The 26,192-nt window shown below is 61.9% G+C and carries 25 protein-coding genes; 5 read left to right on the top strand and 20 right to left on the bottom strand.

All coding sequences use genetic code 11. The annotated features are described in order from the left end of the window. Positions 1-68: 68 nt before the first annotated feature. Together GC1_RS04440 and GC1_RS04435 are read left to right on the top strand one after the other, a co-directional pair. Positions 69-1,871 carry a PHA/PHB synthase family protein gene (locus GC1_RS04440; RefSeq protein ID WP_019295601.1) on the top strand — a complete coding sequence of 601 codons (1,803 nt, stop codon included), beginning with the start codon at positions 69-71 and terminating at the stop codon, positions 1,869-1,871. Positions 1,872-2,003: 132 nt separating this feature from the next. After that, positions 2,004-2,453, top strand: a complete 450-nt coding sequence (locus GC1_RS04435) for a phasin family protein (protein WP_019295600.1) — start codon at positions 2,004-2,006, stop codon at positions 2,451-2,453. A gap of 97 nt (positions 2,454-2,550) precedes the next feature. Here the strand turns inward: GC1_RS04435 and GC1_RS04430 are convergent, their stop codons facing one another. Further along, positions 2,551-4,299 carry an adenylate/guanylate cyclase domain-containing protein gene (locus tag GC1_RS04430; RefSeq protein WP_036761864.1) on the bottom strand — a complete coding sequence of 583 codons (1,749 nt, stop codon included), beginning with the start codon at positions 4,297-4,299 and terminating at the stop codon, positions 2,551-2,553. 115 nt (positions 4,300-4,414) lie between these two features. Continuing rightward, a complete protein-coding gene (locus GC1_RS04425) occupies positions 4,415-5,284 on the bottom strand; it encodes an NAD-dependent epimerase/dehydratase family protein (protein ID WP_019295598.1) in 870 nt (289 codons plus the stop codon). A 197-nt stretch (positions 5,285-5,481) separates the two neighbouring features. Here GC1_RS04425 and phaR point away from each other — a divergent pair, with 197 nt between their 5' ends. Further along, positions 5,482-6,036: a polyhydroxyalkanoate synthesis repressor PhaR gene (phaR, locus tag GC1_RS04420; RefSeq protein WP_019295596.1), complete on the top strand. Its 555-nt coding sequence runs from the start codon at positions 5,482-5,484 to the stop codon at positions 6,034-6,036. Between the two features lie 96 nt (positions 6,037-6,132). On the opposite strand, the gene GC1_RS04415 is transcribed toward phaR, so the two are convergent. The 17 genes from GC1_RS04415 to GC1_RS04335 form a co-directional block, all read right to left on the bottom strand. Next, positions 6,133-6,327, bottom strand: a complete 195-nt coding sequence (locus GC1_RS04415) for a hypothetical protein (protein WP_019295595.1) — start codon at positions 6,325-6,327, stop codon at positions 6,133-6,135. Between the two features lie 53 nt (positions 6,328-6,380). Next, the gene (locus GC1_RS04410) at positions 6,381-6,890 is read right to left on the bottom strand and encodes a hypothetical protein (protein ID WP_019295594.1); all 510 of its coding nucleotides are present in this window, start codon (positions 6,888-6,890) and stop codon (positions 6,381-6,383) included. 105 nt (positions 6,891-6,995) lie between these two features. Beyond that, positions 6,996-8,201, bottom strand: coding sequence for a DegT/DnrJ/EryC1/StrS family aminotransferase (locus GC1_RS04405; protein ID WP_019295593.1), 1,206 nt, complete (start codon positions 8,199-8,201; stop codon positions 6,996-6,998). Between the two features lie 144 nt (positions 8,202-8,345). Further along, positions 8,346-9,656 (bottom strand): NAD(P)/FAD-dependent oxidoreductase, encoded by a 1,311-nt coding sequence (locus GC1_RS04400; protein WP_019295592.1) that lies wholly within the window; start codon positions 9,654-9,656, stop codon positions 8,346-8,348. 107 nt (positions 9,657-9,763) lie between these two features. Next, positions 9,764-11,122: a glutamine synthetase family protein gene (locus tag GC1_RS04395; protein WP_019295591.1), complete on the bottom strand. Its 1,359-nt coding sequence runs from the start codon at positions 11,120-11,122 to the stop codon at positions 9,764-9,766. After that, entirely contained in the window at positions 11,122-11,802 is a 681-nt protein-coding gene (locus GC1_RS04390) for a type 1 glutamine amidotransferase (RefSeq protein ID WP_019295590.1), read from the bottom strand. Before GC1_RS04390 ends, GC1_RS04395 begins: the two co-directional genes overlap by 1 nt. Positions 11,803-11,887: 85 nt before the next feature. Then, positions 11,888-13,207: a glutamine synthetase family protein gene (locus tag GC1_RS04385; RefSeq protein ID WP_029204754.1), complete on the bottom strand. Its 1,320-nt coding sequence runs from the start codon at positions 13,205-13,207 to the stop codon at positions 11,888-11,890. 195 nt (positions 13,208-13,402) lie between these two features. Continuing rightward, positions 13,403-14,209, bottom strand: coding sequence for an ABC transporter permease (locus GC1_RS04380; RefSeq protein ID WP_019295588.1), 807 nt, complete (start codon positions 14,207-14,209; stop codon positions 13,403-13,405). Continuing rightward, entirely contained in the window at positions 14,206-15,090 is an 885-nt protein-coding gene (locus tag GC1_RS04375; protein WP_019295587.1) for an ABC transporter permease, read from the bottom strand. The genes GC1_RS04380 and GC1_RS04375 overlap by 4 nt, the downstream gene beginning before the upstream one ends. Before the next feature lie 111 nt (positions 15,091-15,201). Beyond that, positions 15,202-15,909: a transporter substrate-binding domain-containing protein gene (locus tag GC1_RS04370; RefSeq protein WP_019295586.1), complete on the bottom strand. Its 708-nt coding sequence runs from the start codon at positions 15,907-15,909 to the stop codon at positions 15,202-15,204. Between the two features lie 39 nt (positions 15,910-15,948). Continuing rightward, on the bottom strand, positions 15,949-16,728 hold the full coding sequence (locus tag GC1_RS04365) for an ABC transporter ATP-binding protein (RefSeq protein ID WP_019295585.1): 780 nt from the start codon (positions 16,726-16,728) through the stop codon (positions 15,949-15,951). Between the two features lie 135 nt (positions 16,729-16,863). Further along, entirely contained in the window at positions 16,864-17,637 is a 774-nt protein-coding gene (locus GC1_RS04360; protein WP_019295584.1) for a phosphate/phosphite/phosphonate ABC transporter substrate-binding protein, read from the bottom strand. Beyond that, positions 17,634-18,074, bottom strand: coding sequence for a tellurite resistance TerB family protein (locus GC1_RS04355; RefSeq protein ID WP_019295583.1), 441 nt, complete (start codon positions 18,072-18,074; stop codon positions 17,634-17,636). Before GC1_RS04355 ends, GC1_RS04360 begins: the two co-directional genes overlap by 4 nt. Continuing rightward, entirely contained in the window at positions 18,074-18,535 is a 462-nt protein-coding gene (locus GC1_RS04350; RefSeq protein WP_036761872.1) for a tellurite resistance TerB family protein, read from the bottom strand. The genes GC1_RS04355 and GC1_RS04350 overlap by 1 nt, the downstream gene beginning before the upstream one ends. A 42-nt stretch (positions 18,536-18,577) precedes the next feature. Then, the gene (locus GC1_RS04345; RefSeq protein WP_019295581.1) at positions 18,578-18,886 is read right to left on the bottom strand and encodes a DUF1330 domain-containing protein; all 309 of its coding nucleotides are present in this window, start codon (positions 18,884-18,886) and stop codon (positions 18,578-18,580) included. Positions 18,887-19,069: 183 nt separating this feature from the next. Beyond that, on the bottom strand, positions 19,070-22,141 hold the full coding sequence (locus tag GC1_RS04340) for a valine--tRNA ligase (RefSeq protein WP_019295580.1): 3,072 nt from the start codon (positions 22,139-22,141) through the stop codon (positions 19,070-19,072). A 329-nt stretch (positions 22,142-22,470) separates the two neighbouring features. After that, entirely contained in the window at positions 22,471-23,472 is a 1,002-nt protein-coding gene (locus GC1_RS04335; protein WP_019295579.1) for a sterol desaturase family protein, read from the bottom strand. 136 nt (positions 23,473-23,608) lie between these two features. On the opposite strand from GC1_RS04335, the gene GC1_RS04330 reads away from it, so the two are divergent. Continuing rightward, on the top strand, positions 23,609-24,490 hold the full coding sequence (locus GC1_RS04330) for a LysR substrate-binding domain-containing protein (protein ID WP_019295578.1): 882 nt from the start codon (positions 23,609-23,611) through the stop codon (positions 24,488-24,490). Between the two features lie 3 nt (positions 24,491-24,493). Here the strand turns inward: GC1_RS04330 and GC1_RS04325 are convergent, their stop codons facing one another. Further along, positions 24,494-24,931 (bottom strand): Lrp/AsnC family transcriptional regulator, encoded by a 438-nt coding sequence (locus tag GC1_RS04325; RefSeq protein WP_019295577.1) that lies wholly within the window; start codon positions 24,929-24,931, stop codon positions 24,494-24,496. A gap of 105 nt (positions 24,932-25,036) precedes the next feature. On the opposite strand from GC1_RS04325, the gene GC1_RS04320 reads away from it, so the two are divergent. After that, positions 25,037-26,188, top strand: a complete 1,152-nt coding sequence (locus tag GC1_RS04320; RefSeq protein ID WP_019295576.1) for a type III PLP-dependent enzyme — start codon at positions 25,037-25,039, stop codon at positions 26,186-26,188. The last annotated feature ends 4 nt before the right edge of the window (positions 26,189-26,192 follow it).

Raw genomic sequence — 26,192 nt, 5'->3', positions numbered from 1 at the left:
GCCGCTTTGCCCTGAAAAATGCAGAAGAGTATTCTGCATAGCAGAAAGCCTATGAGGGATTCTTTTATATGACAACTAGTGACGAATTATCCGCAGCGGCCAATTCTGAGAGCATTGAAAAGCTTAAGGAAAACTTGACCCGTGTGGAGGAGCTGAGCAAGCGTCTGGCCGATGTCATGTCCCGGAAGGTGCCGCATAACCCGGCTTTGGACGGTCCGAATCAAGAGCTTTATGCGCGTGCAGCAACTGCCTATTGGGCCGAAGCCATGCAGAACCCGGCCAAGATCCTTGAGCAGCAGGTCGAATACTGGAGCAAGTCTGTGCTGAATTTCGCAGAAGCGCAGAAAGCCCTGGCTGGAAAACCGGAGAGCACGGATGACGGCGGCCCGAAGGACCGCCGTTTTTCGAATCCGCTGTGGGAGAGCAGCCCGTACTTCAGTTTCGTGAAGCAGCAGTACATGACCAACGCAGATGCGATCCGCAAGGCGGTGCAGGATGCGGTGGACCTGGACCGCAAGGACAAGCAGCGGCTGACCTATTTCGCCGATCAGATCATCGAGATGATGGCGCCAACCAATTTCCTGCCCACCAACCCGGACGCGCTGGAAAAGGCGGTGGAAACCGAAGGCCAGTCGCTGATCGACGGGCTGGAGAACCTGGTCACCGATCTGGAAGCCAATAATGGCGAGCTTGTGGTGCGGCTGGCGGATGAGAGCGCCTTTGAGCTGGGCGGCAACATCGCCACCACGCCGGGCGACGTGGTCTACCGCAACCGGATGATGGAGCTGATCCAGTACAAGCCGGTGACCGAGACCGTGCATGAGACGCCGATCGTTTTGTTCCCGCCTTGGATCAACAAGTTCTATATCCTCGACCTCAAGGCGCAGAACAGCCTGATCAAATGGGTGACGGAGCAGGGCTACACCCTGTTTGTGGTCTCCTGGGTCAATGCCGACGCCAGTCATGCCGACGTGGGGATGGAGGATTACATTCAGGAGGGCTTCCTGACCGCAATCGAGACCGCCAAGGAGATCTGTAAGACCGATCAGGTCAATGCAGTGGGCTATTGCATTGCCGGCACCACGCTGAGCCTGACACTGTCGCTCTTGAAGCAGCGCGGCGACAAGTCGGTGAAATCGGCCACCTTCTTTACCACGCTGACGGACTTCGGCGATCAGGGCGAGTTCACGCCGTTCCTGCAGAACGATTTCGTCGACGGGATCGAGGCGCAGGTGGAGGAAGAAGGGCTGCTGCGGTCCTGGGTGATTGCGCGCACCATGTCGTTCCTGCGTTCCAAGGACCTGATCTACGGCCCGGCTGTGAAAAGCTACATGATGGGCGAGACGCCGCCTGCATTCGATCTGCTTTACTGGAACGGCGACGGTGCCAATCTGCCGGGCCGGATGGCGGTGCAGTATCTGCGGGGCCTCTGCCAGAACAACGAGTTTGTTGGCGACGGGTTCGAGCTGATGGGCCACAAACTGCATATCAAGGACGTGGATGTGCCGCTGATGGCGATCACCTGCGAGACCGATCATATCGCCCGCTGGAAGGACTGCTATGCCGGCGTGCAGCAGATGGGGTCACGCAGCAAGAGCTTCATCGTGTCGGAATCCGGCCATATCGCCGGCATCGTCAATCCGCCCAGCAAGAAGAAATACGGCCACTACACCAATGACGATCTGAAGGGGGATCAGGAGGCCTGGATGGAAGGCGCGGATTACCACGAGGGCTCCTGGTGGCCGCGCTGGAACGATTGGCTCAAGAAGCGCGCAGGCAAGCAGGTTCCCGCCCGCGAGGTGGGGGATTCGGGCTTCCCTTCTTTGATGCCGGCCCCGGGATCCTATGTGAAGGTGAAAGCAAACCGTTGATTTTGCAGGTGCAGAAAACTTTTTTCTGCACCGCAGCAAAAATCTCTTGAAATGCTGCGGTGCGGCACGCATATTCCCCTCATGCTAAGAGCGCAGGATGGTCCTGCTGCAGCTTTCTGAGGAATTAGAACTATGGCAAAGACCCAAGACTTCACCGCGATGATGAAAGACTTCATGGGCGCCTTCCCGGTCGACACCAAAGCGATGGAAGACGCATTCAAGAACACCGCAGCTCTGAACGAGAAGCTGTCCGCTGTTGCACTGGACGCCGCCGGCAAATCCGCCGAGATCTCCAACAAGTGGACCAAAGAAACCATCGCCAAGCTGAGCGACGTTTCCAAGGTTCAGGCTGACCCGGCAGACTATGCCAAGGCCGCAACCGATTTCGCGTCCGCTTCCGCTGAAGTGGCTGCCGAAAACATGGCTGCCTTTGCTGAAGTTGCAAAGAAAGTCCAGATGGACACCGTCGAACTGATGATGGCGGCCGGCAAAGACGCAACCGAAGAAGCAACCGCTGCCGTGAAAAAGGCCACCGAAGAGGTGACCTCCGCAGCGAAGAAAGCTTCGGCAGCTGCCAAGTAAGAACGACCACGATCCGGCCCTCGCTCTCCTCCCTGACGGAGCCGGATTGTGAAGAAGGGCAGGCCGCAAGGCCTGTCCTTTTGCGTTTCAGGGGAGGTCAGTCCGGCAGCCCGGCGCGGCGCAGCCCGTCGCAGTAATGCTCCAGGTCTTCTTCCTTGGCAAAGGGCAGCGTGCTGCGGATGCGGCTGACTGAGAACCCGGGCTCCAGCTGCAGGATGCGCCCGCATTCCTGGGCTGCGGCGGTACGGTCACCCAGCTGGCCGTAACAGGCTGCCAGATGGCGGCGCGGTGCCGGGAACCCCGGAAACAGGCCGACCGCCTTGTTCACCTCTGAGATGCCCGGCTGGTATTCCCGGCACATGTATAGCGCCAGCCCTTTGAACCAATGAAAATAGGTCGGATGGAACGGGTTGCGTGCTGTGGCTTCATCCAGCTCGGCAAGCGCCTTTTCCGGCATGCCCTGATAAACCAGGGACAAACCGCGGAAGGCCATGGCGTCGGTGTCATTCGGATTAAGCGCCAGCGCACGCTGGAAATGATCCTCTGCCAGTGAAAACTCTCCCTTGAACAGGTGCATGACCGCGAGACGCCGCTGGGCAACGCTGTCCAGCGGGTCGATACGCGCTGCACGGCGCAGCAGCGGGAAGGCCCGGTCGAGGGTTTCCGCGGGTGACTTACCCCAGCCGCTCATCCATTCCACCAGATAGGTCAGAGCGAGCCCTGAACAGGCTGTGGCATTTCCGGGATCGGAGTCGCTGGCCTGCTGATACAGGCTGCGGCACTGCATCAGCGCATCGCGGGTATCCAGGATCAGCGCCTTGGCTCTGAGAACAAGCTCCCGCGCGGTCAGGGGAGTGCTTGCTGCGGCAATTGCAGCCGACCTCCGCTTTGCGGTGGCCTGCAGCTGTCCGGCAAGAGTTTGGGTGATCTGCCGGGCCAGCGCGTCCTGCTGGGTGATATCCGCACCAGCTGCCAAGTGGTATTGTTCGCTGAGCAGAGTGCTGCCGCTGATGCCATCCGCCAGCGAGACCGCAACCCGCAGTTTGCCAGGAAGCTGCCGCACGGTGCCCTCAGCCAGGTAGCGCACGCCCAGTTCAACAGCGGCAAGGGAGGTCTCCGAGGCACTGCTGGCATAACGCAGAGCCGTAGTGCGGGAGATCACCCGCAGTTCGCGGAACCTGGAAAGGCCGATTGTGATATCTTCGGTCAGCGAGTCCGCCAGGCTGCTGGCGCTGTCTGCGGCAGCGGGTTTGCCGGCAAACGGCAGCACCGCAACGGAGATTTCATAGGCCGGGCCTTCGGGATCCAGCTGCGGCATGGTGTTTTCGGCAATGCGGAAGATCCGCACCGGATCGGAGATATTGCGGATGACCTGCAGGCCAAGATCGTCGAAGGCAGCGTTGATCCGGCCGCGGACCTGTTCTTGCACAGTGCCCGAAACGCAGATTTCGCCAGGACCTGCAAGGCTTTCAAGCCGGGCTGCAATATTGACGCAGTTTCCGAACAGGTCGTCACCGGCAGAGATGACATTCCCGGTGTGGATCCCCATCCGCAAGGCTAGACGCGGATGCCCAAGGCTGGTGCCCTGGCTTGCGGTTTTCTTGGAGATCAACAAGGCAGCCTTCACGGCTTGCAAGGAGGAAGGGAACTCCAGCAGAAAGCCGTCCCCCAGTGTTTTGACAAGCTGGCCCGAATACTGAAGCGCTGCGGGCACGATGACCTTGTCGGCCAGTTTACGCACCGCGGAAACGGCCTCGGTTTCTCCGGTTTCCACCATCGCGGAAAAACCGGCCACGTCAGCGATCAGTATGGCAGCTTGTCTCTGTCTGTCCCCTTGGTCAGCCATATTCCCCGCCACCACAGACTCAAAGACCTGACCTTTATTATATCATATTGAGAGTTTTTTGCGGGAATTTAGATGCAAATAATATGATATTTCTTCAATGGGTTCCGGCCTGTCTTCAAAACTGCGCAGTGTGGAAGCTGGAATACCGGGGCTGCCAGCCGGTCAGGCGGCGCAGCTTTTCGGATCCCATCTGCTGGTCCAGCGTGGGGCCTTCCGCCCAGCTGCCGTATTTGCACAGGACATGTTTCAGACTGCGTACCACATAACCGCCATCATGGCCGCGGCGGCGGGCGATTTCACGGGTGATCTCGGCAACCGGAACGCCATCCTGGGCACTGGCGTTGAAGTGACCGCTGAGGTCCGGGTTTTCCAGCAGCAGCCGGTAGGCGCGGGCAAGGTCCTCGCGTTGGATCAGTGGCCAGCGGGTGGAGATGCTGCCCCAGATCTCGAACGGCTTGGCTGTGCTGGCGGCCTCCAGGTAGCGGGAGAATGCGCCGCCGTCCTCGTGATAGACCAGCGCCGGATGGATCACCGCGGCTGAGACGTCCGGGGAGGTCAGCACCAGGCGGGCGTTCTCTTGCATCCAGGCAAAGGGTTTAATCGGGCGCATTGGGCTGGTCTCATCCGCGATCTGACTGCCTGTGGCGCCATAAAGCCAGCAGCCGCCGGTGTAGATCATCCGCAGCGGCTGCGGGCGCAAGGCGGCTTGCCGCAGGATTGCGTTGATGGCGGCTGTATCGGCCTGGCCCATGTCTTCGTCGAAGGTGGCGGCCAGCTGGATCAGGCCGTCGGTGCGGGCCGCCTCGCGGACCCAGGCGCCAGGGGTGCGCAGGTCGCCGCGCAGGGGGCGGGCGCCCATCCTTTCCAGTTTGCGGTCCGACAGCTCCGACCGGCTGAGACCGGTCACATCATGACCGTGGCGGATCAGTTCTTGGGTAACGGCGGTGCCTATGGATCCCGTGCCGCCGAGGATCAGGACTTTCATTACTGTATGCTCTCCCGCTTCGGATTCTGGTGCGGGATCACTCATAAAAGCTCAAGCCAGGTTCAGGTCAAGCGCTTTGAATGCAGCTGCAGCAGGGCTGTACAGAACAATTGTTGCGGAAAACACGCCAAGGCTTCCCTTTTGTTCTGCGCTGGCATAGGCTTCGCTGCAATGCGTCATGACCGGGGAGGGATCACATGACAGAACAGGACAAACCCTTGCTGATCAAACGGTATGCGAGCCGGCGGCTCTATAACACCGAGACCAGCGATTACGTCACGCTGGAGGATATCGCGGGGTTCATCCGGGAAGGCCGAGAAGTGCAGATTGTCGATCTGAAGACTGGCGATGACCTGACTCGCCAGTATCTCCTGCAGATCATCGCCGAGCATGAAAGCCGCGGCGAGAATGTTCTGCCGGTCAATGTGCTCAACGACCTGGTGCGCAGCTACATGGTGCCGGGCGGCGGGGTGATGCCGCAGTTCCTGCAGACCTCCTTTGACATGCTGCGAGAAAGCCAGTCGAAAATGGTGGAGAACATGACCGCTATGAACCCGATGTCCAAGATGCCCGGGTTCGAGGCGATGAAGGCGCAGCAGGAGGCGTTCCTGAAGGCAATGACCGGCGGTTTCGGTGCCGCGGGCTGGACCGGCGGTGCTGAGGAAGAGAAGTCCGACAGCAGCGGCGAAGATCTGGACGACATCAAGAAACAGCTGGCAGCGCTGCAGGATAAACTGTCGAAGATGAAATGAGGCGCAGCGCCCAGCGCTGAAAGCACAGCCTAAAGATAAGCCCCCTGTCCGGTTCGGCGGGGGCTTTTTCAACGGGCAGGTACATGCGAGTGCGGATCAGGAGCCGGCCTCGACCTTCAGCACGTTGTGCAACCGGTGATAGGGAGCGTTCTGGACGATCTTGTCCAGGTCCTTTGCCTCCGCTGCGGGGCGCGCGCGCATGAAAAGATAGGCGCTGGCACCAAAAGACAGGGCGCAGGCGCCGACGATCGTGCTGACGATGACAGTCTCAAGTCCCATGGCTTCAAACATGCGTTTCTCCGTTTGCACTGCCAATATAGGGCAGGAAAGCTGAAAATTCCATATCACTTCCCCTCCTTCTTCAGTTTGCCTGCTTCCAGCACGTGGCGGGCCAGGGTCTCGGCGCTTTCCCGCTCCTGCGCTCGGCGGCGCATTTTCACCCTTCCTCCGATGCGGGAGGCGGTGGCAAAAACAAATCCTGAAAAAGACAGCAGGGTGAGGCCAAAGGCCAGCCCGCCGGTCACCGTGTCTGCAATCGTGGCGCCAAAGCTTGCCAGCAGCGCGCCGGCGGCCAGACGCTGCGCCCATTGGCCGATAACCTGATCCGCGTCGCGGGCCTGGGCTTCCGCCTCTGCCGCCTCGGTGGCAAAGGCGGTCAGCAGGTCGGCCACGGCCAGGCCGCAGTCCGGGTCGTTGGACGCACGGAGCGCGGCGAGCAGCGCCGCCCGTTCCGCGCGGTCCGACACAACCGCGCCAATGATCTGGCGCAGCTCATCACCGGGGACTGCATCGCCCATGCTCAGGGAGTTTGCCATCGCCACCAGCGCGGTGGCCGGGCGCCGTTTGAATTTCAATGGGCCTTTCATGAGCGGCACCGTGGACGGCACAAGCCTGGATTGCAATCGCGAAAAGCCCCGGCGCGGAGGCCGGGGCTGGTATTCGCTAAAGCACTGATATTCTCAGGCGGCAGCCTTGCCCATGGTCTCTTCTGCGGCGGCCAGCAGGATGCCGGCAATCACGTCCAGCTCCGCCCGGGTCAGCCGCACCGGCAGGCGCACGTCGCAGGCCTTCATCAGCATGTCACGGGTCTGGGGCAGCTCAGGGACATTGCCCAGGAACTGCCAGTTCCAGAAGGCGCGGGCGTTGTCGGTGGACAGGCCGAAGACCTGGACCTTGACGCCCTTGGCCTCTGCTGCGGCGGCAAAGGCGCGGGTCTGTGCCTCGCTGAGATCCACCAGGTTGAACTGGATTGAATCCGGCGCCCGGCGCTCCGGCCCCAGCGGTGCGGGCACGTCAAAGAAGGGGGAGGCGTTCAGCCGCTCCGCCACGTAATCGTGGTTGGCGAGGCCGTCGCGCACCCGGCGGGCCAGTTCCGGCAGCTGCGGGCGGATCACTGCGGCAGAGAGGTTGCTCATCCGCAGGTTATAGAGCGGCAGCTGGTTTTGCCACTTGGCAAAGGCCTGTTCCAGGTCCGGGGTGTTTTCGCCGTGCGGGCCTTTGTGCTTTTTCCAGTTGTGCTCATAAGCGCCGGACATGATCACGGCGCGGGCAACCAAGTCGGCGTCGTCGGTGATCAGGATGCCGCCTTCGCCGGCGTTGACCATCTTGTAGGACTGGAAGGAGAAGCAGCCCACCTTGCCGATGGTGCCTATGTTCCGGCCGTTCCAAGTGGTGCCCAGCGAATGGGCGGCGTCCTCGACCACCGGTATGCCGCGGGCATCGCATAGCGCCATGATCGCATCCATGTCGGAGGTATGGCCGCGCATATGGCTGATGATCACCGCCTGCACGCTGTCCAGCTTGGCCTCGAAATCGGCCATGTCGATTCGGTAGTTGTCAGCCACTTCACACAGCACCGGCACGCAGTCGGCATGCACGACGGAGGAGGGCACGGCAGCAAAGGTGAAGGCTGGAATCAGAACGCGGGCGTCGCGGGGCAGGCCAAGCGCCTTCAAAGACAGGAACAGAGCCGCCGAACAGGAAGACACCGCCAGCGCATATTTGCAGCCCAGAAGATCCGCATATTCCTGTTCCAGCAGCGTGACCGGCGCATCCTGGGGCGCGGTGTAGCGGAACAGGTCGCCTGATTGCATCAGGGCATCGATGGCGTCGCGGGCGGCTGCGGGAATGGGTTCAGCGTCATGAACGTTGGGCGGCAGAGCCATATTTCAAAATCCTGAATTGTTTCTTTGGGAAATGTAAAACTAACTTTCCGGGAAGCCAAGGCTGGACGCAGCGGAATCTGCTGCGCCCGGCAAAATTTCACAGAATTGTTGCGGAGTTGCGCGGAATCCGGCTCAGGCCGCTGTTCAGATGCCCAGCCGGTCGCGCATGGCAAACCAGGTCATCGCCAGCACCAGCAGCGGCGAGCGCATCCGCGGCCCGCCGGGGAAGCGCGGGGCAGGGACGCGGGCCAGGGTATCAAACCCTTCGGCCTGTCCCTGAATCGCCTGTGCCATCAACTGGCCCGCATGGGTGGCGGTGCCGACACCGTGGCCCGAGTAGCCGGAGGCTGTCAGCACATTGGGCGCCAGCCGTGCCAGATAAGGCATCCGCTTCATGGTGATGCCCAGGGTGCCGCCCCAGGCATAGTCGATCTGCACATCCTTCAGATGCGGGAAGATCTCCGCCATCGGCTTGCGGACGGTGGCGGAGATGTCTGCCGGGAACCGGTAGCCATAGCTTTCGCCGCCGCCGAACAGCAGCCGCTTGTCATGGCTGAGGCGGAAGTAGTTCACCACGAACTTGGTGTCAGCGACCGCCACGTCGCGGGCCAGAACACGGGCGGCGTCATCGCCCAGCGGTTCAGTGGCCACCACGAAGTTGTTGATCGGCATAACCCGTGCAGCGACCTGGCCGTTCAGCCCGCCGAGATAACCGTTGCAGGCCAGGATCAGGTGATCTGCTGTCACAGTGCCGCCCACGGTGCGGATGCGCAGCTGGCTGCCTTCCTGAATGTCCAGAACTTCGCTGCCTTCGTGGATGACAGCTCCTGCAGTTGCGGCTGCGCGGGCAAGACCCAGAACGTAGGCCAGCGGGTGCAGATGGCCCGCACCCATATCGAGAGAGCCGCCGACGTAGGCGGGTGACGGGCAGAGCGCCTGCATCGCGTCGCGGTCCAGCAGTTCGATCTGATCATACCCGTAGCGGTTTTGCAGATGTTCCGCGTAGGCGTGCTCATGCGCCGTTTCGCCATTGGAGAAACAGGCGTGCGCGACGCCGGGCTTCAGGTGGCAGTCGATGCCGTGGCGGGCCACCAGATCCTTCACCAGATCCTTGGCACCTTCGGCCAGATCCCAGAGCTTACGGGCATCATCCAAACCGACCAGCTTTTCCAGCCCGTCCTGCTCCATCCGCTGGCCGCTGCCGAGCTGGCCGCCGTTGCGGCCCGAAGCGCCAAAGCCTACCCGCTGCGCTTCCAGCAGAACAACGGACAGGCCTGCTTCTGCCAGATGCAGTGCAGCAGACAGGCCCGTGTAGCCGCCGCCGACGATACAGACGTCCGCCTTTACATCGCTGTCCAGCGCGGGAAAGCGCTCCAGCGGCGCGGCGGTGGCCGCATACCAGCTGCTTGGATACTCGCCTTTGCGGTCATTGGAATAGAGCAGGTTCATCGCCATCCCGCACCTCACCTGTTGGCGGGATTTCCCGGAAGGGATCCCGCTGTTCTTCTTTGCCCAAATACTCAATTGCAAAGGCGCTGCACCGCGGTGCAGCGCCAGAGGCTTCAGACGTTCATCAGCAGATGCTCGCGCTCCCAGGGGGAGATGACCTGCAGGAACTCCTCATACTCCGCGCGCTTCACGATTGAGTAGACGCGGGCAAAGTCCGGGCCCAGCACCTCGTGCAGCTCCTTGGCCTCGTCGAACAGGTCCAGCGCCTGACCCATCACCTGAGGGATATCGCCTTCGCCTTCATAGGCGTCGCCTTTGAACTGCTTGCGCGGGCGTTCCTCGTTGACCAGGCCGAGATAGCCGCAGGCCAGCGACAGGGCGATGCCCAGGTAGGGGTTGCAATCCATGCCGGCGATGCGGTTTTCCACCCGCCGCGCTTCCGGCCCCGACAGCGGCACGCGGATGCCGGTGGTGCGGTTGTCGCGCGCCCATTCCAGATTGATCGGCGCGGCGTGGTCTTTCACATAGCGGCGGTAGGAATTCACATAGGGCGCCATCACGGCAATGCCTGCAGGCAGATGGTTTTGCAGCCCGGCGATGAAGTTGTAGAACGCGTCCGTCTCTCCGCCCTGCGGGCCGGAGAAGATGTTCTGGCCGGTCTCCACATCCAGGATCGAATGGTGGATATGCATGGCAGAACCGGGCTCATTCTCGATCGGCTTGGCCATGAAGGTGGCAAAGCAGTCGTGGCGCAGCGCAGCCTCGCGGATCAGCCGTTTGAAGTAGAACACCTCGTCCGCCAGCTTCACCGGGTCGCCGTGGCGCAGGTTGATTTCCAGTTGGCCGGCGCCGCCCTCCTGGGTGATACCGTCGATCTCAAAGCCCTGATGCTCGGCGAAGTCATAGATGTCGTCGATCACCGGGCCAAACTCGTCCACTGCAGTCATCGAATAGGCCTGACGCGCCGCAGCCGGGCGGCCGGAGCGGCCCATCATCGGCTCAATCTCCTTGGCCGGGTCGATGTTGCGGGCGACCAGGAAAAATTCCATCTCAGGTGCCACAACCGGCTTCCAGCCCTTATCGCGGTACAGCTGCACCACGCGCTTGAGCACGTTGCGCGGGCTGTAGGGGATCGGCTGGTCATGCCGGTCGAAGGCGTCGTGGATCACCTGCAGGGTCCAGTCGCCGGTCCAGGGCGCAGCGGTGGCCGTGGACATGTCCGGCTTCAGGGTCATGTCCTTTTCGATCCAGCCGTCCTCGTCCGCGGCATCTGCCCAGTCCCCGGTGATGGTCTGGTAGAAGATGCTGTCGGGCAGATGGAAATAGTCGGTCTTTGCGAACTTCGATGCCGGTACCGCCTTGCCACGGGCGATACCGGGAAGGTCCGAGATAACGCATTCGACTTCGTCGAGACGACGCCCCTCCAGATAGGCTTTTGCTGCTTCGGGAAGGGTGTCGAGCCAGGCTGACATTAGGTCCTCTCTTTCCTGTAAAAATCTGCGAGGAGGGTTGCGATATCTTGGTTGTCTACGGGAGTGTCCAGCTCGGCGGCTGCACGATCCAGAAGGTCGTCAGGCACCACGCCGCGGCCGCGTTTTTCAATCAGGCCGCCAACGAAGGCGTTGGGGAATTCGGGGTGGGGCTGCCAGGAGATGATGTGATCGCCATAGGCAAGGATGCCATTGCGGCAGAACTCATTGCCGCCCAGCACCCGCGCGTCTTCGGGCCGCTTCACCACCTGGTCCTGATGCCAGGCGTTCAGGGTCAGGTCCTTGCCGTCCACCTGATAGGTGACCGGGCCGACGGCCCAGCCGCCCTCGAACTTCTCGACCTTGCCGCCAAGCGCCTGGGCGATGATCTGATGGCCGAAGCAGATGCCCGCCAGCGGCTGCTTGCGCGCATGGATGGCACGGATCAGATCCTCCAGCGGCGGGATCCACGCGTGGTCCTCATAGGCGCCATGCTTGGAGCCGGTGATCAGCCAGGCGTCGGCGTCCTGAGGCCCGTCCGGCAGGATACCGTCCACCACCGCCCAAGTCTGAAACTCAAACCCGTTGCCGTCTAGCATGTCGCGGAACATGGCGTCGTAATCGCCGAAGTCTCCGAACAGGTCTTCGGGGGAGTGGCCGGTTTGCAGGATGCCGATTTTCATGAGTCACCAAATTTGATCAAATTGAGCCTAGCCGAGGATGCCGGGGCGGGCAAGGGGCTTCCCGGGCGCCGCAGGCAAAGCGGGTTTATACCGCCTCCAGCCAAGACAGCCAATGGCTCTCCTTGGGGCGTTCCGCAAAGCCAATGAGCTCCTGCCGCTTGGTCATCACAAGATTGCGGATGGCGAGGTCCGGAAGGATGCGTGCAATCAGCGGGTCGGTGTCAAGCCAGTTGATCGCGGTCTCCCAGTCGGCGGCCAGCTGCGGCAGGCCCTCGATCTCATAAATGTTGCCCTCGGAAGGCGCTGGAGGCTGCATCTTGTCCTCGATCCCGGCCAATGCTGCACCCAGCACCGTAGCCAGCATTAGGTAGGGGTTGATGTCGCCGCCTGCGACCCGGTGTTCGATCCGGCGTGCCTTGGGGCTGCCGCCGGGAATACGGATGGCGGCGGTGCGGTTTTCATAGGCCCAAGCGGCGCTGACCGGGGCGTGGGCGCCGGGCACCAGCCGGTCATAGGAGTTGCCGTGCGGGGCAAAGATCAGTGAGCTGGCGGGCATCGCTGCCAGACAGCCGGCCACCGCGTGCATCAGCAGATCAGACCCTTTGTCGCTGCCGTCGTCAAAGATGTTGTTGCCGTCCTGATCCTCGACCGAGAAATGCACATGCATGCCGTTGCCGGCTTCCTCGGCATAGGGTTTGGCCATGAAGGTCGCGGCAAATCCGTGTTTGCGCGCAAGCCCTTTGACCAAAGCCTTGAATAGCCACGCATCATCGGCGGCGCGCATGGCGTCCTGGTGGAGGAGGTTGATTTCGAACTGCCCGAGGCCGGCCTCGGAGATGGCGTCCTGGGCGGGAATGCCCATCGCCTCTGCGCCGTCGTAGAGATCGGAGAAGAACTCGTCAAAGGCGTCCAGTTCGGCAATCGACAGCACCGATTGCTGATCCAGCTCGCGGCCCGTCAGCGGGTCAATCGGCGGGGCCGGGCGGGCACCGCTGTCATCCAGAAGGCTGAACTCCATCTCGGTCGCGGCGACAACGGTCCAGCCGCGTGCGCTGTAGCGCGACAGCACATCTGCCAGTACATGGCGGGGGTCGCCCAGGAAAGGGGAGCCATCCTCCCAGTACATCGCCATGGGCACTAGCGCCGAGGCACTCTTGAGCCAGGGCATCGGCACCGGACCGCGGTTGGTGGGCAGCATCACGCCATCAGCGTCGCCGGTTTCAAAAACCAGCGGGCTGTCTTCGACGTCGCGGCCCCACAGGTCGACGTTGAGGGCGGAAACCGGCATCCGGGCGCCGCCGCTTTCCAGCTTTCCGGCCTGGCTTGCGGGCAGCCGCTTGCCACGCATCTGGCCGTTCATATCACAGGCGGCAATGCGGATTGTCTTCAGTCCGGGCAGGTCCATTTGGGGCTCCATCAATGCGTTGCGCCAACCCTAGCCTATGGAAATCCATTCGCCAAGATAATTTGATCAAAAGTTCGATGTGATGGCCGTGCAGCTGGTGGATTGTCGGTGCGAATGGGCGCATCTGGCCATGCAGAGAAGCTGTCTGGGCCTCCGTTAAAAGCAAAAATGGCTCCCGAGGGAGCCATTTTGTTGTTAGCGGATCAGGCTGATCCTCAGTCTGGGCTTGGCCCGCCGCTCCTGCGGCAGATGCTTGTTCAGCCGCCGGTTCACAAAGCCGAACAGGCTGATAATCACCAGCGTCAGCAGGATGAAGTAGAAGGCCAGGATCGGGTAGGGGACAAACGGGTTGAAGGTCTTGTCCGCGAAATAGCTGGCGTAATAGAGTGCATCGCCCTGCTGCCGCCAGGCCGGGAAGCCGGAGAAGAACACCAGTGTGGTGGCATGGAACAGGAAGATCGCCTCGTTGGTGTAGGCAGGCCAGGCCAGCCGCAGCATGGTCGGGAATGTGATGCGGCGGAAGCGGTTCCAGCCGGTCATGCCATAGGCATCGGCGGCCTCGATGTCGCCCTTTGGTATCGACAGCAGTGCGCCATAGAAGATCTCGCCCGAGTAGGCTGCGGTATTGCAGAACAGTACAACCAGCGCCCCGAGCCAGGCCGATGTGAACGGATCAAAGAAGCTGGACACGCTTTTGAGGCTCAGGAAACAGGCGTAGGCAAAGAAGAACTGGATGAACAGCGGGCTGCCGCGGAACAGGAAGATGAACCACTCCGCGGGCTTGCGGAACAGCGGGTTGGGGCTGGACTTGCCGACCGCCAGGGCGACTGCCAGGAAAAAGCCGGTCATCAGCGCCAGTGCGCCGAAGTAGACGTTCCAGATCAGGCCGGAACCGATCAGGGTGAAATGCTCGCACAGGGTGTATTCGCCGCGCGGCAGCAGCCGTTCGCCAAAGCCCAGGGAACGGAAGGCATAGGCCTGGATGGTTTCAACGCAACTCATGCCGCTGCCTTTCTTTGTGCTTCACCCGCTGCGGTGGCCTGGCCCTTGGTCAGGCGGGTCATGATGCGGTCCAGAACCACTTCGGAGACTTTGGTGAAGCAGAGGTAGAACACCAGCAGCGCGAAGAAGTATTCAACATGCCAGTTCGGGTGCGGGTAGTCGGTGAAGCGCGCGGTCTTGGTGCCGCCGAGTTCCTTGGCCCAATAGACGATGTCTTCAACGCCCAGCAGGAACAGCAGCGGCGTGGACTTGATCAGCACCATCCACAGGTTCGACAGGCCGGGCAGTGCATAGACCCACATCTGCGGCACCAGGATGCGCCAGAACGCCTGGCGGTGGGTCATGCCATAGGCCTCCGCCGTTTCGATCTGGGCGCGCGGCACGGCGCGCATCGCCCCGTAAAGGACGTTGGCGGCAAAGGCGCCAAAGACGATGGAGAAGGTCAGGACGGCCAGGAAAAAGCCATAGGTTTCATGCACCCACTGCGGCGAGGTCGAGAGCGGCAGCTTGGCCGCGTCGCAGACCACAAAGTCGATGCCCTGGCGGATCGGCTGGTCCCAGTCCGGGCATTTCACCTTGTGGCGCATCCACTCAAACGCCTGGTCAAGCGCGATGACGAAGAACAGGAAGAAGGCAATGTCCGGCACGCCGCGTACAATGCTGGTGTAGCCTTTGCCGAACCAGCGCAGAGGCAGGAATTTCGAGCGGGCGGCACTGGCAGCGCCGAAACCGAACAGCAGGGCTGTCGGGGCGGTGATCGCCAGCAGTGTCAGCACCACAAAGACCGAGATGTAGAGGTTCACATGCTTGCCGGTGGTCAGATAGCAGCTGAGCCAGCTCAGCCCCTCAAGCGTGGATGGGTCCGTGCAATAGGAAAACATATGTACCCTGTCTTTCTGTGCTCACGCCCGGCACACCAGGCGCCGGAAGCGAATGAATGAGGCCCGCGTGCCGCGGCTCGCGGGCCTGCAAGATCCTGAAACAGGATCAGATTACCACTGTGAGGACACTTCCCACTTGGCGATCAGTTCGTTCAGCGAGCCGTCGTCTTTCATCGACTGGATTGCCGCGTCGAACTTGCCGCGCAGGTCTGCATCCGACTCGCGGAAGCCCATGCCAACGCCGCCGCCCAGGGATTCGGATTTCTCCAGCATCACCAGGTCGTCGCCGACCACAGTGTCCAGGAAGCTCTTGTCGGCCAGAACCGCGTCAGCTTCGCCGTTGCGCACGGCTGCGACGGTTTCTTCCGGGGTTGCGAATTCGACCAGGGTCCAGCCCTGCTCAGCGATGAAGGCCGCCTGGATGGTGGTGGCCTGAGCCGCGATCACGCCGCCTGCCAGATCGACGTCAGCCGACTGCGCCACATATGCGGACGGATCCGGCGGCGTGTAGGGCTGGGTGAAGTCGATGACTTCGTCGCGCTCGTCGGTGATCGACATGCCGGCGATGATGGTGTCGTAGTTGCCGGAAACCAGGTTCGGAATGATCGAATCCCAGTCGTTTTTGACCCACTCGCAGGTCAGTTCGGCGCGCTTGCACAGCTCATCGCCCAGTTCGCGCTCGAAGCCGTCGATCTCACCGGCGTCGTTGACGAAGTTCCACGGCGCATAGGCGCCCTCGGTGCCCAGGCGCACGGTGTCCGCCAGGCCCATGCCCGCGGTCAGCGCCAGGGCGGCGGTGCCAAGGATCAAAGATTTCATCAAGTTACTCCCATTTTTGGTTGGTTATTGATTTCGTTATTATTGCTCATGGCGGGTCGATGACAAGAACGCCCGCAACCGTTCGGAGCGGGTGCCGCCAAAGACTTCGTCCGGTGAACCTTCTTCCTCAATAAGGCCCTGGTGCAGGAACACCACGTGGCTGGACACATCCGCGGCCATTTTCATGTCGTGGGTCACAATCAGCATGGTGCGGCCTTCGGCGGCCAGATCCTTGATCACCTTGACCACTTCCTGCTCCAGCTCCGGATCCAGAGCAGAGGTCGGCTCGTCGAACAGGAGCGCCTCCGGTTCCATGCACAGGCCGCGGGCAATCGCCGCCCGCTGCTGCTGACCGCCGGACAGCTGCGCCGGGTAGACGTCGCATTTGTCGCCGATGCCGACTTTTGCCAGGTAGTGACGGGCCTTTTCCTCGACTTCAGCTTTGTCGCGGCCCAGAACGGTGACAGGCGCCTCCATCACGTTTTGCAGGATGGTCATATGAGACCACAGATTGAACTGCTGGAAAACCATCGACAGGTTGGTTCGGATGCGCAGCACTTGCTTGGCATCGGCCGGCCGTCGGGCCAGCCCCTGGCCAGTCCAGCTGATCGGCTCGCCATTGAACAGGATTTCGCCCTGCTGGCTGTCCTCCAGCAGGTTGCAGCAGCGCAGCAAAGTGGATTTGCCAGACCCCGAAGACCCGATCAGCGACACCACGTCGCCTTTCTTGGCGGTGATGTCGACGCCTTTGATCACTTCCAGCTCGCCATAGGATTTATGCAGGCCGCGGATTTGCAGAACGGGCGTTGTATCGGTCAAGGTGTCGTTGTCCCTGTAAGTGGAAATTCGTTCTTATTGGACCGAAAAAAAGACCGAATGCAACGTTCAAACCGCACAAGCTGCTGTCTGAGTTGTCAAAACGGCAGGTTTGGCGGCCCATTTCGGAGGCGGCGGCTACGTCAGCTCCGCTGCACGGATGCGCTGTTCGGTCAGCACCGGGCCGGGCGGGGTCGGCACCGCGAGATAGTCGCTGGGGGTGAACCGCACCAGCCCCTTCAGATGCAAGCATGCCTTGGTGTCTGCATCCAATTCGCTGATGGCCGTTTCAATGGCGGTGAACAGCTCATCCGCATCCCGGCCCAGGGCTGTGATATAGGGCAGGGTGGGCGTCGGCACTGTGCGCTCAATCTCGGCCAGGCCGGCGGCAAAGGTGTCGTGTTCCCGGATCAACTCCCAGGTCAGCGCATCTAGGGAGGCAAAATCGGCGCGGCCTTCCGCGACCGCTTCGGCAGACAGCCGGTGGCCGCCGGTTTCCACCAGCGCGCCGGGCAGGATACTGCGGTCGTGCAGGTGCACCATCGCCGCGGCCCAGCCCGATTGCGACAGGGATTCGTTATAGGCAAAGCGGCGTCCAGCTAAGGCGGACAGCGGCTGGCCTGCGTCTTCTTTGCGGGCAATAAACACGCTGTTGTAATAGCCGGGTTCGCAGCCGGGAAGGCCGTAGTCGGGAGTGCCCACCAGCTCCACCTCTCCGTAAAGCCGGGTGCGGTAGGGGCAACCGCAGGTTTGCGAGAGCAGCAGATCCGGGGATTTCCAGACCTGCCAGAAATCCGCACCGCGGGTCAGCGTTTCTGGCCCGCCGCTGAGGTGTTTGCGTATCTCCGTCCAGAACCTGTCGTTTGCCGCTGCGGTTTCCGGGCGGTCGTACATGCCTAGATGTGCAATCATTTCGCAGCCTCTGCCCGTTTGCGCGCCATGGCGCTGTCCACATCGGAAACCCCCAAGAGGCTGGAGGACAGCCGCAGCAGTGCGTCCTCATTGGCGTCCCGGTGCCCGTCGGCCAGCGCAACTTGCCACAGCGCCTCGACCACGCCGGTGCGGTCTTCATAGGCCACCGCGTCCTTGATGGCGCGGGTGAAGCGGACGGTATCAGGTGCCTCAGCCTCCATGGCCTCCGCCTGTTCGCGCAGGATCAGCGTGCCGCCGGTGTCCAGCCCGTAGCGGGCAGTCAGGATCCGGTCGATGCGGTCCTTCTCCACTTCGGAATAATTGTGGTCGGAGCGGGCTATTCGCACCAGCAGCGCCGTCAGCGCCAGTTTTGCGCCTTCGTCATCCAGCTGCGCAGGGGCGGGCTCCAGCAGCCGGTTCAGCAGTTCCTTGAACATCAGCTCTCCCCCGCTGTGCCGCTGAATTTCTCAACCGCTCGGGCGCGGGCCTTTTCACTGTCGGCATAGGACAGGCCCATAGCCTTGCGCGCGTCCTCAATAATGGTGATTTCGCCCTCGTGCTCGTTGCCGTCTGCCAGCACCACCTCCCACAGGGCATCCAGCGCCGCCAGGCGTTCCTCCAGCCCGGTGGTCTCGCGGATCAGCCGGCCGAAAGTGTCTGTTTCGGGCGCTGCTGCGTGCAGTTTTTCGCAAGTGGCGCGCACCTTGGCGGCCTCAATCGCGTTGTGCTGGTAAAGCCGCGCCAGGATCCGGTCGATCAGGCTGATCTCCTCCAGCTTGTAGTCACGGTCTGATTGCGCCACCCGCACCAAAAGCGCCCCCAGCGCCAGTTCGGCATCCGGGTCGGGAAGGGCGGGCGGCTCAGACGGGCGGAACGCTTGAAAGAATTTCTTGAGCAAGGGCATCGGCAGACCTCTGGCAGAGCAGCAGGGCAGACGGCTTCAGCCGCCGTACCCTTCGATGATGTGCATATCACCCGTCGAGACCAGATCGCGAAAGGCCTTGGCGTTCTGATAAGCCACGGAATCATAGCAGGCTTTAGCGGTTTCGAAATCCTTGAATTCAAGGACAACGGTGCGGGCCTTGAACGCGCCTTCACGCACTTCCCGCTCGCCGCCGCGGATCAGGAACTTGGCTTCGTACTCCTCCAGCACCGGCCGCGCTGCCTTGATATAGGCTTGATAGCGCTCCATGTCGTTCACATCCACATGGGCCACCCAGTATCCCTTGGGGGTGGTTTCATTGGGCATGGCTGCAGCCTCCCTTGTTCTTATGGTTGACGGCAGGCTGATACAAAACCGCCGCAAAGACAATGGGGCGGTTACCAGGAATTTCCCCGTACTGATGAAAATCAGAATGGTTTCAACACGCTGCAGCGAACAGCAAAACGCCCGCCGAAGAGGCGGGCGTTTCGAATGTATTTTTCAGCGGGATCAGCCGATCTCGGCAAGACGTGCCAGCGCTTCCTTGACCTTGGCTTCCTCTTCCTCGCGTGCCGCCAGGTTCTCGCGGGCTTCCGCCACAACCTCTTCCGGCGCGGAGGCCGCGAATTTCGGGTTGTTCAGCCGCCCGCGCAGGCCGCCCAGTTCCTTGGCCAGCTTGCCCAGTGTCTTCTCCAGGCGCGCCTTTTCCGCATCCACGTCGATCACGTCCGCCAGTGGCAGACCGAAGGACGCACCGGGCGCCGCCACGCTGGCGCAGCCTTTGGGGAAGCTCTCCACCTGCTCCAGCGAGGTGATGCGGGCCAGTTTCTGGATCATCGCCTCGTTCTTTTCCCAGGCCGTGCGGGCCTGATCGGAGAACTCGGTGACGACCATCGGGATTTTGGCTCCAGCAGGCACATGCATCTGCGCGCGGGTGGAGCGGATATTTTCGATGGCGGTGATCACCCAGTTCATCTCGGCGTCGGCCTCGGCGTTGACCAGCTCGGTGCCGTAAGTGGGCCACTCGGCATGCACCAGCATCTTCTCGCGCTTGGCGGTGTTGCCCCAAAGTTCCTCGGTGATGAAGGGCATGATCGGGTGCAGCAGGATCATGCACTGATCCAGCACCCAGCCCAGCGTCTGGCGGGTTTCGGCGATCACCGCCTCATCCTCGGAGCCGAACAGCGGTTTCGACAGCTCGATATACCAGTCGCAGACCTTGCCCCAGACAAAGGCGTAAAGCGCATTGGCCGCGTCGTTGAACCGGTAGGCTTCCAGTGCCGCGTCCACTTCCACCCGCACCTTTGCGGTTTCACCGATGATCCACTGGTTCACGGCAGCCTTGGCATCCGGGCACGCAAAGGCCGGGACGGTTTCGTCATAGACGTTGTTGAAATGGGCAAAGTTCACCGCATTCCACAGCTTGGTGCCAAAGTTCCGGTAGCCCTTGAGGCGTTCCATATCCAGCTTCAGCACACCGCCCAGCGCCGCCATCGCGGCGGAGGAAAAGCGCAGCGCGTCGGCGCCGAATTCCTCGATGATCTCCAGCGGATCAACCACGTTGCCGGTGGATTTCGACATCTTCTTGCCTTTGGCGTCGCGCACCAGGCCATGCAGGTAGACGGTGTCGAAGGGGATGCGCTCCTTGACCGGCAGGTTTTCGTCCAGCACTGCCAGTTGCATCATCATCATCCGGGCAACCCAGAAGAACAGAATGTCCTGACCGGTGACCAGGGTCGAGGTCGGGAAGTATTTCTGCATCTCGGCAGTGTCTTCCGGCCAGCCCAGGGTGCCGATCGGCCACAGGCCGGAGGAGAACCAGGTGTCCAGCACGTCGGGGTCGCGGAACATCGGCACTTGCATTGGGCCATCAAAGCTGCGGATCGCGCCTTCGTCCTGCACATCCATCAGCTTGACCTGTTCAGCCAGAATCTTTGCGGCTTCATGCTGATCGGCTACGATGCGGAATTCGGTACCTTCGACGGATTGCAGACGCGCCTTTTCCAGCGCCTCTTCTTCGGTCGCGGCACAAATGGCGTACCAATCGTCCTCGCCGGGGATGTACCAAACCGGGATCTGATGGCCCCACCACAGCTGGCGCGAGATGCACCAGGGCTCGATGTTCTCCAGCCAGTGGTAATAGGTCTTCTCGCCGCTTTCCGGCAGGATCTTCACGTCGCCATTGCGGACCGCATCCAGCGCCGGGCCGACGACCTTTTCCGCATCTACGAACCACTGGTCGGTCAGCATCGGCTCGATCACAACCTTGGAGCGGTCGCCGAAGGGCTGCATGATCGGCTTGTTCTCGACGTAAGGCTCCAGCACTTGGACCTCTTCACCGCTCTCCGGATCGGTCTTGGTGACGATGTGCATCACCGCCAGGCCTTCGCTGGTGATCTGCTCGACCACCAGTTTGCGTGCCTCGAACCGGTCCAGCCCGCGCAGGTCGTCCGGCACCAGGTTGACGGCGTCGGCTTCGTTCTCACCCAGGGTCTGCTCGCCCTTGGCCACGGCCATGGCAATGCCAGCGGCCTCGGCATAAGGCGCGCCGTCGGCCCGCATCTGGCCGCGCATATCCATCAGGCGGTACATCGGGATGCCGCCGCGCTTGGCAACCTGATAGTCGTTGAAGTCATGCGCGCCGGTGATCTTCACGGCGCCGGAGCCGAAGTCCTTGTCCGGGTACTCATCGGTGATGATCGGGATCAGGCGGCGGTGTTCCTTGGGGCCGACCGGGATTTCGCACAGTTTGCCGACGATGGGCGCGTAGCGTTCGTCCGAGGGGTGCACGGCCACCGCGCCGTCGCCCAGCATGGTCTCGGGCCGGGTGGTAGCGATGGAGATATAGTCGCGCTCCTCCTCGAGGATGACGTTGCCGTCTTCGTCCTTCTCCACATAGGTGTAAGTGGCACCGTTCGCGAGCGGGTATTTGAAGTGCCACATGTGGCCTGCGACCTCGATGTTCTCGACCTCAAGGTCGGAAATCGCGGTTTCGAAATGCGGGTCCCAGTTGACCAGCCGCTTGCCGCGGTAGATCAGCCCCTTGTTGTACATCTCCACAAACACCTTGATCACGGCATCGTGGAAATTGGGGGAGTTCTCGTGGCCGGTGCGGGTGTCGCCTTGGGCGCCTGCCATGGTGAAGGCGGTGCGGGAGAAATCGCAGGAGGCGCCGAGGCGTTTCAGCTGCTCAACAATGGTGCCGCCGGATTTTTCCTTCCATTCCCAGACCTTCTCCAGGAATTTTTCGCGGCCCAGCTCGCGGCGCGACGGCTGCTGGTTCTTTGCCAGCTCGCGCTCCACCACCATTTGCGTTGCGATGCCCGCATGGTCGGTGCCGGGCTGCCACAGGGTGTCAAAGCCCTGCATACGCTTCCAGCGGATCAGGATGTCCTGAAGCGTGTTGTTGAAGGCATGGCCCATGTGCAGGACGCCTGTCACGTTGGGCGGCGGGATCATGATGCAATAGGTGGAGGCTTCCGGCTTGGCGTTGGCGCCTGCCTTGAAACAGCCGGCCTCTTCCCAGGCCTTGTAAAGGCGGCTCTCGGCTTCGGCCGCGTTGAATGTCTTTTCCATCGCCATGCGCTAGGTCCTGCGTGCGTGTAATTTCGGGTCGCGCTATCCCTTACCGAAAGGGGCGGCAAAGGGAAAGTCCCAGCGGCGCAGCAGCGGGCGGGCAGGTGCGGCGATGCGCCCAGGCGCAGTTTTTGGAACTTTGGCCGGGGCGCTGCGTTTTAACTTCACCATGCGCCACGCAGGTCCGCGGGGTGCATAAAGTTTCAGGCGCCCGGTTCCGGCGCCGCAGTCAAAGACGCCCGGCCCCTGCTGACGCGCATTCCGCGGTATGGGCCGGGCGCACGATTCTAGCTACCGTGCAATCGGGTTGCAGGAAGGCTTTGGCTTGCCCCGCTTCAGCCTGCGCTCCAGATCTTGCGGCGGCGTTCCTTGACCATTTCGTTGCCCTCTTCAGTGCCGTCATGGAAGGTGTTGAACCATTCGTCCCAGGGGGTTTCCCAGGTGCCGTAGTTGCAGTCGAAAAACCTGTGGTGCAGCTGGTGGAAGAAATCGCCGACCAGGAACTTAGCTTTGTTGCCGAGTTTCAGATGCTCGAACCCTGCGTGCGAGGTCGGCGCGCCGATGCCGTGGTGGAACAGCAGGAAGATCGCCAGTACCGGATGCCCCGGCAGGAAGAAGAAAATCATGGTGTCGAACATCAGAAAGAAGCTCTCCACCGGATGCATCGCCAGGCCGGACCAGGGGCCGGTGTTGATGTTGCGGTGATGCCAGGCGTGCACCTTGGTATAAAGCACGCCCACATGCAGCAGCCGGTGCAGCCAGTAGAAGTGGAAGCCCGCCCAGATCGGGATGAAGACAGTCATGACAGTGAACCAGACCGGATTGCTCTCCAGCGTGATCATCGTCACCCAGCCGTTGGCATAGGCATATAGGATGAAGCTCTCCCAGAAGGTCCAGAAGGTGAGTGCGGGGCCAAGGGTCCAGAACATGTTGTCCCAGACCTGGTTCTTGAAGGTGAAGACCTTGGCGCCCTTCATCATCGGACGCATGTCATAGCGGTACTCATCCGCTTGCGTCCGGAACTTCCACAGCGCCAGATGCAGCCCGCCGGCCACCACCATCAGGATGCAGAAGTTGCGGAACCAGATCTCGAACACCCAGTCCCAACTGAAGGTGGCGATGCGGTCCAGCGAGGGGGTGAAGAAGGTCCAGGTGATGATCGCAAAAACCAGCAGCAGCGCCCTGAGTGCGAGCGGGTTCCAGCTTTGCAGCAGGTATCTGATCGAAGCCAGCGGTTTCATCGGCCAATCCCAATAGGGGGAGGTCTGGATTGGAAGCTGGGGGGTGAAGTTCCAAATCTTCCGCTTGGGGCGCGGGGCGTTGGCGGGAGTTGTCATGTCTCGTGTCTCATATGGCTGGTGAATTTGCCGCCTAAGCAGCGGGTGTTAGCTGCAGAGAACCCTATGTGAGGGGCGGAAATTCCCAGCACGGTATGTCTTGCCGGTTAGGCTAAGTTCTGCTTAGCCTCCTTTCATGGCGACCCGGATCCCCTCCCTGAACTGGCTGCGCGTGTTTGAAGCCGCGGCACGCACCGAAAGCTTTGCCCGCGCGGCCGGGCAGTTGAACATGTCGGCCGCTGCCGTCAGCCAGCAAGTGAAGGCGCTGGAAACGCAGCTGGGCACGCCTCTGTTTCACCGCCACGCCCATGCGGTGACGCTGACAGAGGCCGGGCGGGCCTATCTGCCCTCGGTCCAGCAGTCGCTTCTGATGCTGGAAACCGCCACCACCGGCCTGTTCGGCGAAAGCCGCGAGCAGCGGCTGTTTGTGCAATCTGTGCTGCTGTTTGCCCATGGGGTGCTGGCGCGCGGGCTGCCGCAGTTCCAAGCCGCGCATCCGCAGGTCAGCCTGGCGCTCAGCACCGGCAATATGGCGGCGGACTTCGCCAACCAGTTTACAGATTTGCAGATCGTCTTTGGCAACCCTTCGCTGTTCGGCACCGAAGGGGATGAGTTGTTGCGGGAGGTGCTCTATCCGGTGGCCCGGCCAGAGATCGCCGCGCAAATCCAGTCTCCGCAGGACCTCTTCCGCTTTCCCCTGATCGAAGTCTCGACCCACCGGGCCAGCTGGGTGCAGCTGTTTGAGAACCTGCGCCTGTCCCATGGGCAAGCGCGCTATTTCTTTGCCGACAACTCGCTGATGGCGGCGGAACTGTCGGCGCAGGGCATGGGGATTGCATTGGCTCGGGCACCTGCGTCGGATGCGGTGGTCAGGGCCAGCGGACTGGTGCGTTGCCTTCCGGACGTCGACGTGCCGGGGCAGGAGGCCTACCACTTGATCTATCCCGACCGCGGCGCCATGCGTCCCGCGGCAAAACTGTTCCGCGACTGGCTTCTGGATTACGTGAGGAGCGCCTGACCTCTATTGCCCTTTCCGGTCCAGTTTGGTGGCCAGGTGGATCAGGCTTTCGGAGGACCGCACGCCCCGCGCCTCTGCGATGTGGTCTATGGTTTCGTCCAGCTCAGCCGTGCTTTGCGCCACCACCTGCGCCAGCAAGTCGAACCGGCCTGAGGTCGTGTGCACCACCTCCACCCCCGGCAGGCTGCGCAGGCGGGCCAGCACCTCTGGCCCTGACCGCGGTTCAATCGACATCAGCACCGTGGCCTGCAGTGGCGGGCGGGCGGCAGCAGAAGTTTTCAGCGTGTATCCGGATATAACGCCGGTGCTTTCCAGCCGCTCGATCCGGGCCTGCACCGTGGTGCGGGCGAGACCCAGATGGCGGGCAAGCTCAGCCACCGGGCGGCGGGCGTTCTCCCGCAGCAGGGTGACAAGGCGCTGATCGGTGTCGTCGGTTTGCATGGATTGCCTGCGATATGACGGATGTTTTCGTCACTATAGGCAAAGTGCCAACCGGAATCGACGATCAATTCACGCAAAATATGCAAAACGAATGAGGATTACCCGATGCAGCAGATTCCCCCGCTATGGCTTTCGCCTGAGTCCCACCTGGCCCGCAGCACGCCGGATCACCCGATCCTGTATTTCTCGCCGCGGGTCCTGCATGAGGTGGCGCGGCGGTTCCGGGAGGGGTTTCCGGGCCTGGTGACTTATGCGGTCAAGGCAAACCCGCACCCGGCGGTTCTGTCCAATCTGGTGGCTGCTGGGATCACGGCGTTTGACGTGGCCTCGCCCGCGGAAATGGAGGCGGTGCGCGCCGCCAGCCCCGACGCAGTCATGCATTACAACAACCCGATGCGTTCTGAGGCGGAGGTTGCAGCAGGCATCGAGCACGGCGTCGCGAGCTGGTCGGTGGATGAGCTGAGCGAGCTTGAGAAGCTGGACGCGGTGCCGCGCTCCTGCGAAATCGCTGTGCGTTTCGCGCTGCCGGTTGCAGGCGCGGCCTATGATTTTGGCAGCAAGTTCGGTGCTGCCCCCGAGGAGGCCGTCGAACTGCTGAAGCAGGTGGCCGCCCGCGGCTGGACTCCTGCGCTGTGTTTCCACCCCGGCACCCAATGCGAGGATGAAAGCGCCTGGGTCGAATATGTCCATGCCGCCAAGCGGATCATTGACGAAGCAGGCGTGCACATCACCCGCCTGAACGTTGGCGGCGGCTTTGCCGCCAACCGCGACGGCGTGGCACCGGATCTGGAGAAGGTCTTTGCCGCCATCGGCAATGCGGCAGATCAAGCTTTTGGCGCAGACAAGCCGAAGCTGATCTGTGAGCCCGGGCGCGCCATGGTCTCCGAAAGTTTCACCCTGGCCGCCCGCATCAAGGGAATGCGCAAAGCAGGCGAGGTGGTCTTTCTCAACGATGGCATCTACGGCGGGCTGGTTGATATCCGCGACATGGGTCTGCCGGGCCGGGTAGAGGTCGTCGGTATTGACGGTAAGCATCGCGGGGGCGAGCGCAAGCCGCGGGTGGTGTTCGGCCCCACCTGCGATAGTCTGGACAGGCTGCCGGACGGGCTGCCGCTGCCCTGTGATGCCGCCACCGGCGACTATGTCCTGTTTCCGGGGCTAGGCGCCTATTCCTCTGCCATGAGCACGCAGTTCAACGGCTATGGCCTCAGTGACGTGGCGACGGTGATTGAGCTGGCTGGACAACCGGCCAGCTAAGGGT

It is taken from the genome of Leisingera sp. ANG1 (genome assembly GCF_000203975.2).
In the GTDB taxonomy this organism is placed as follows: Bacteria; Pseudomonadota; Alphaproteobacteria; order Rhodobacterales; family Rhodobacteraceae; genus Leisingera.
This window is presented reverse-complemented; position numbering and strand designations above follow the sequence as displayed.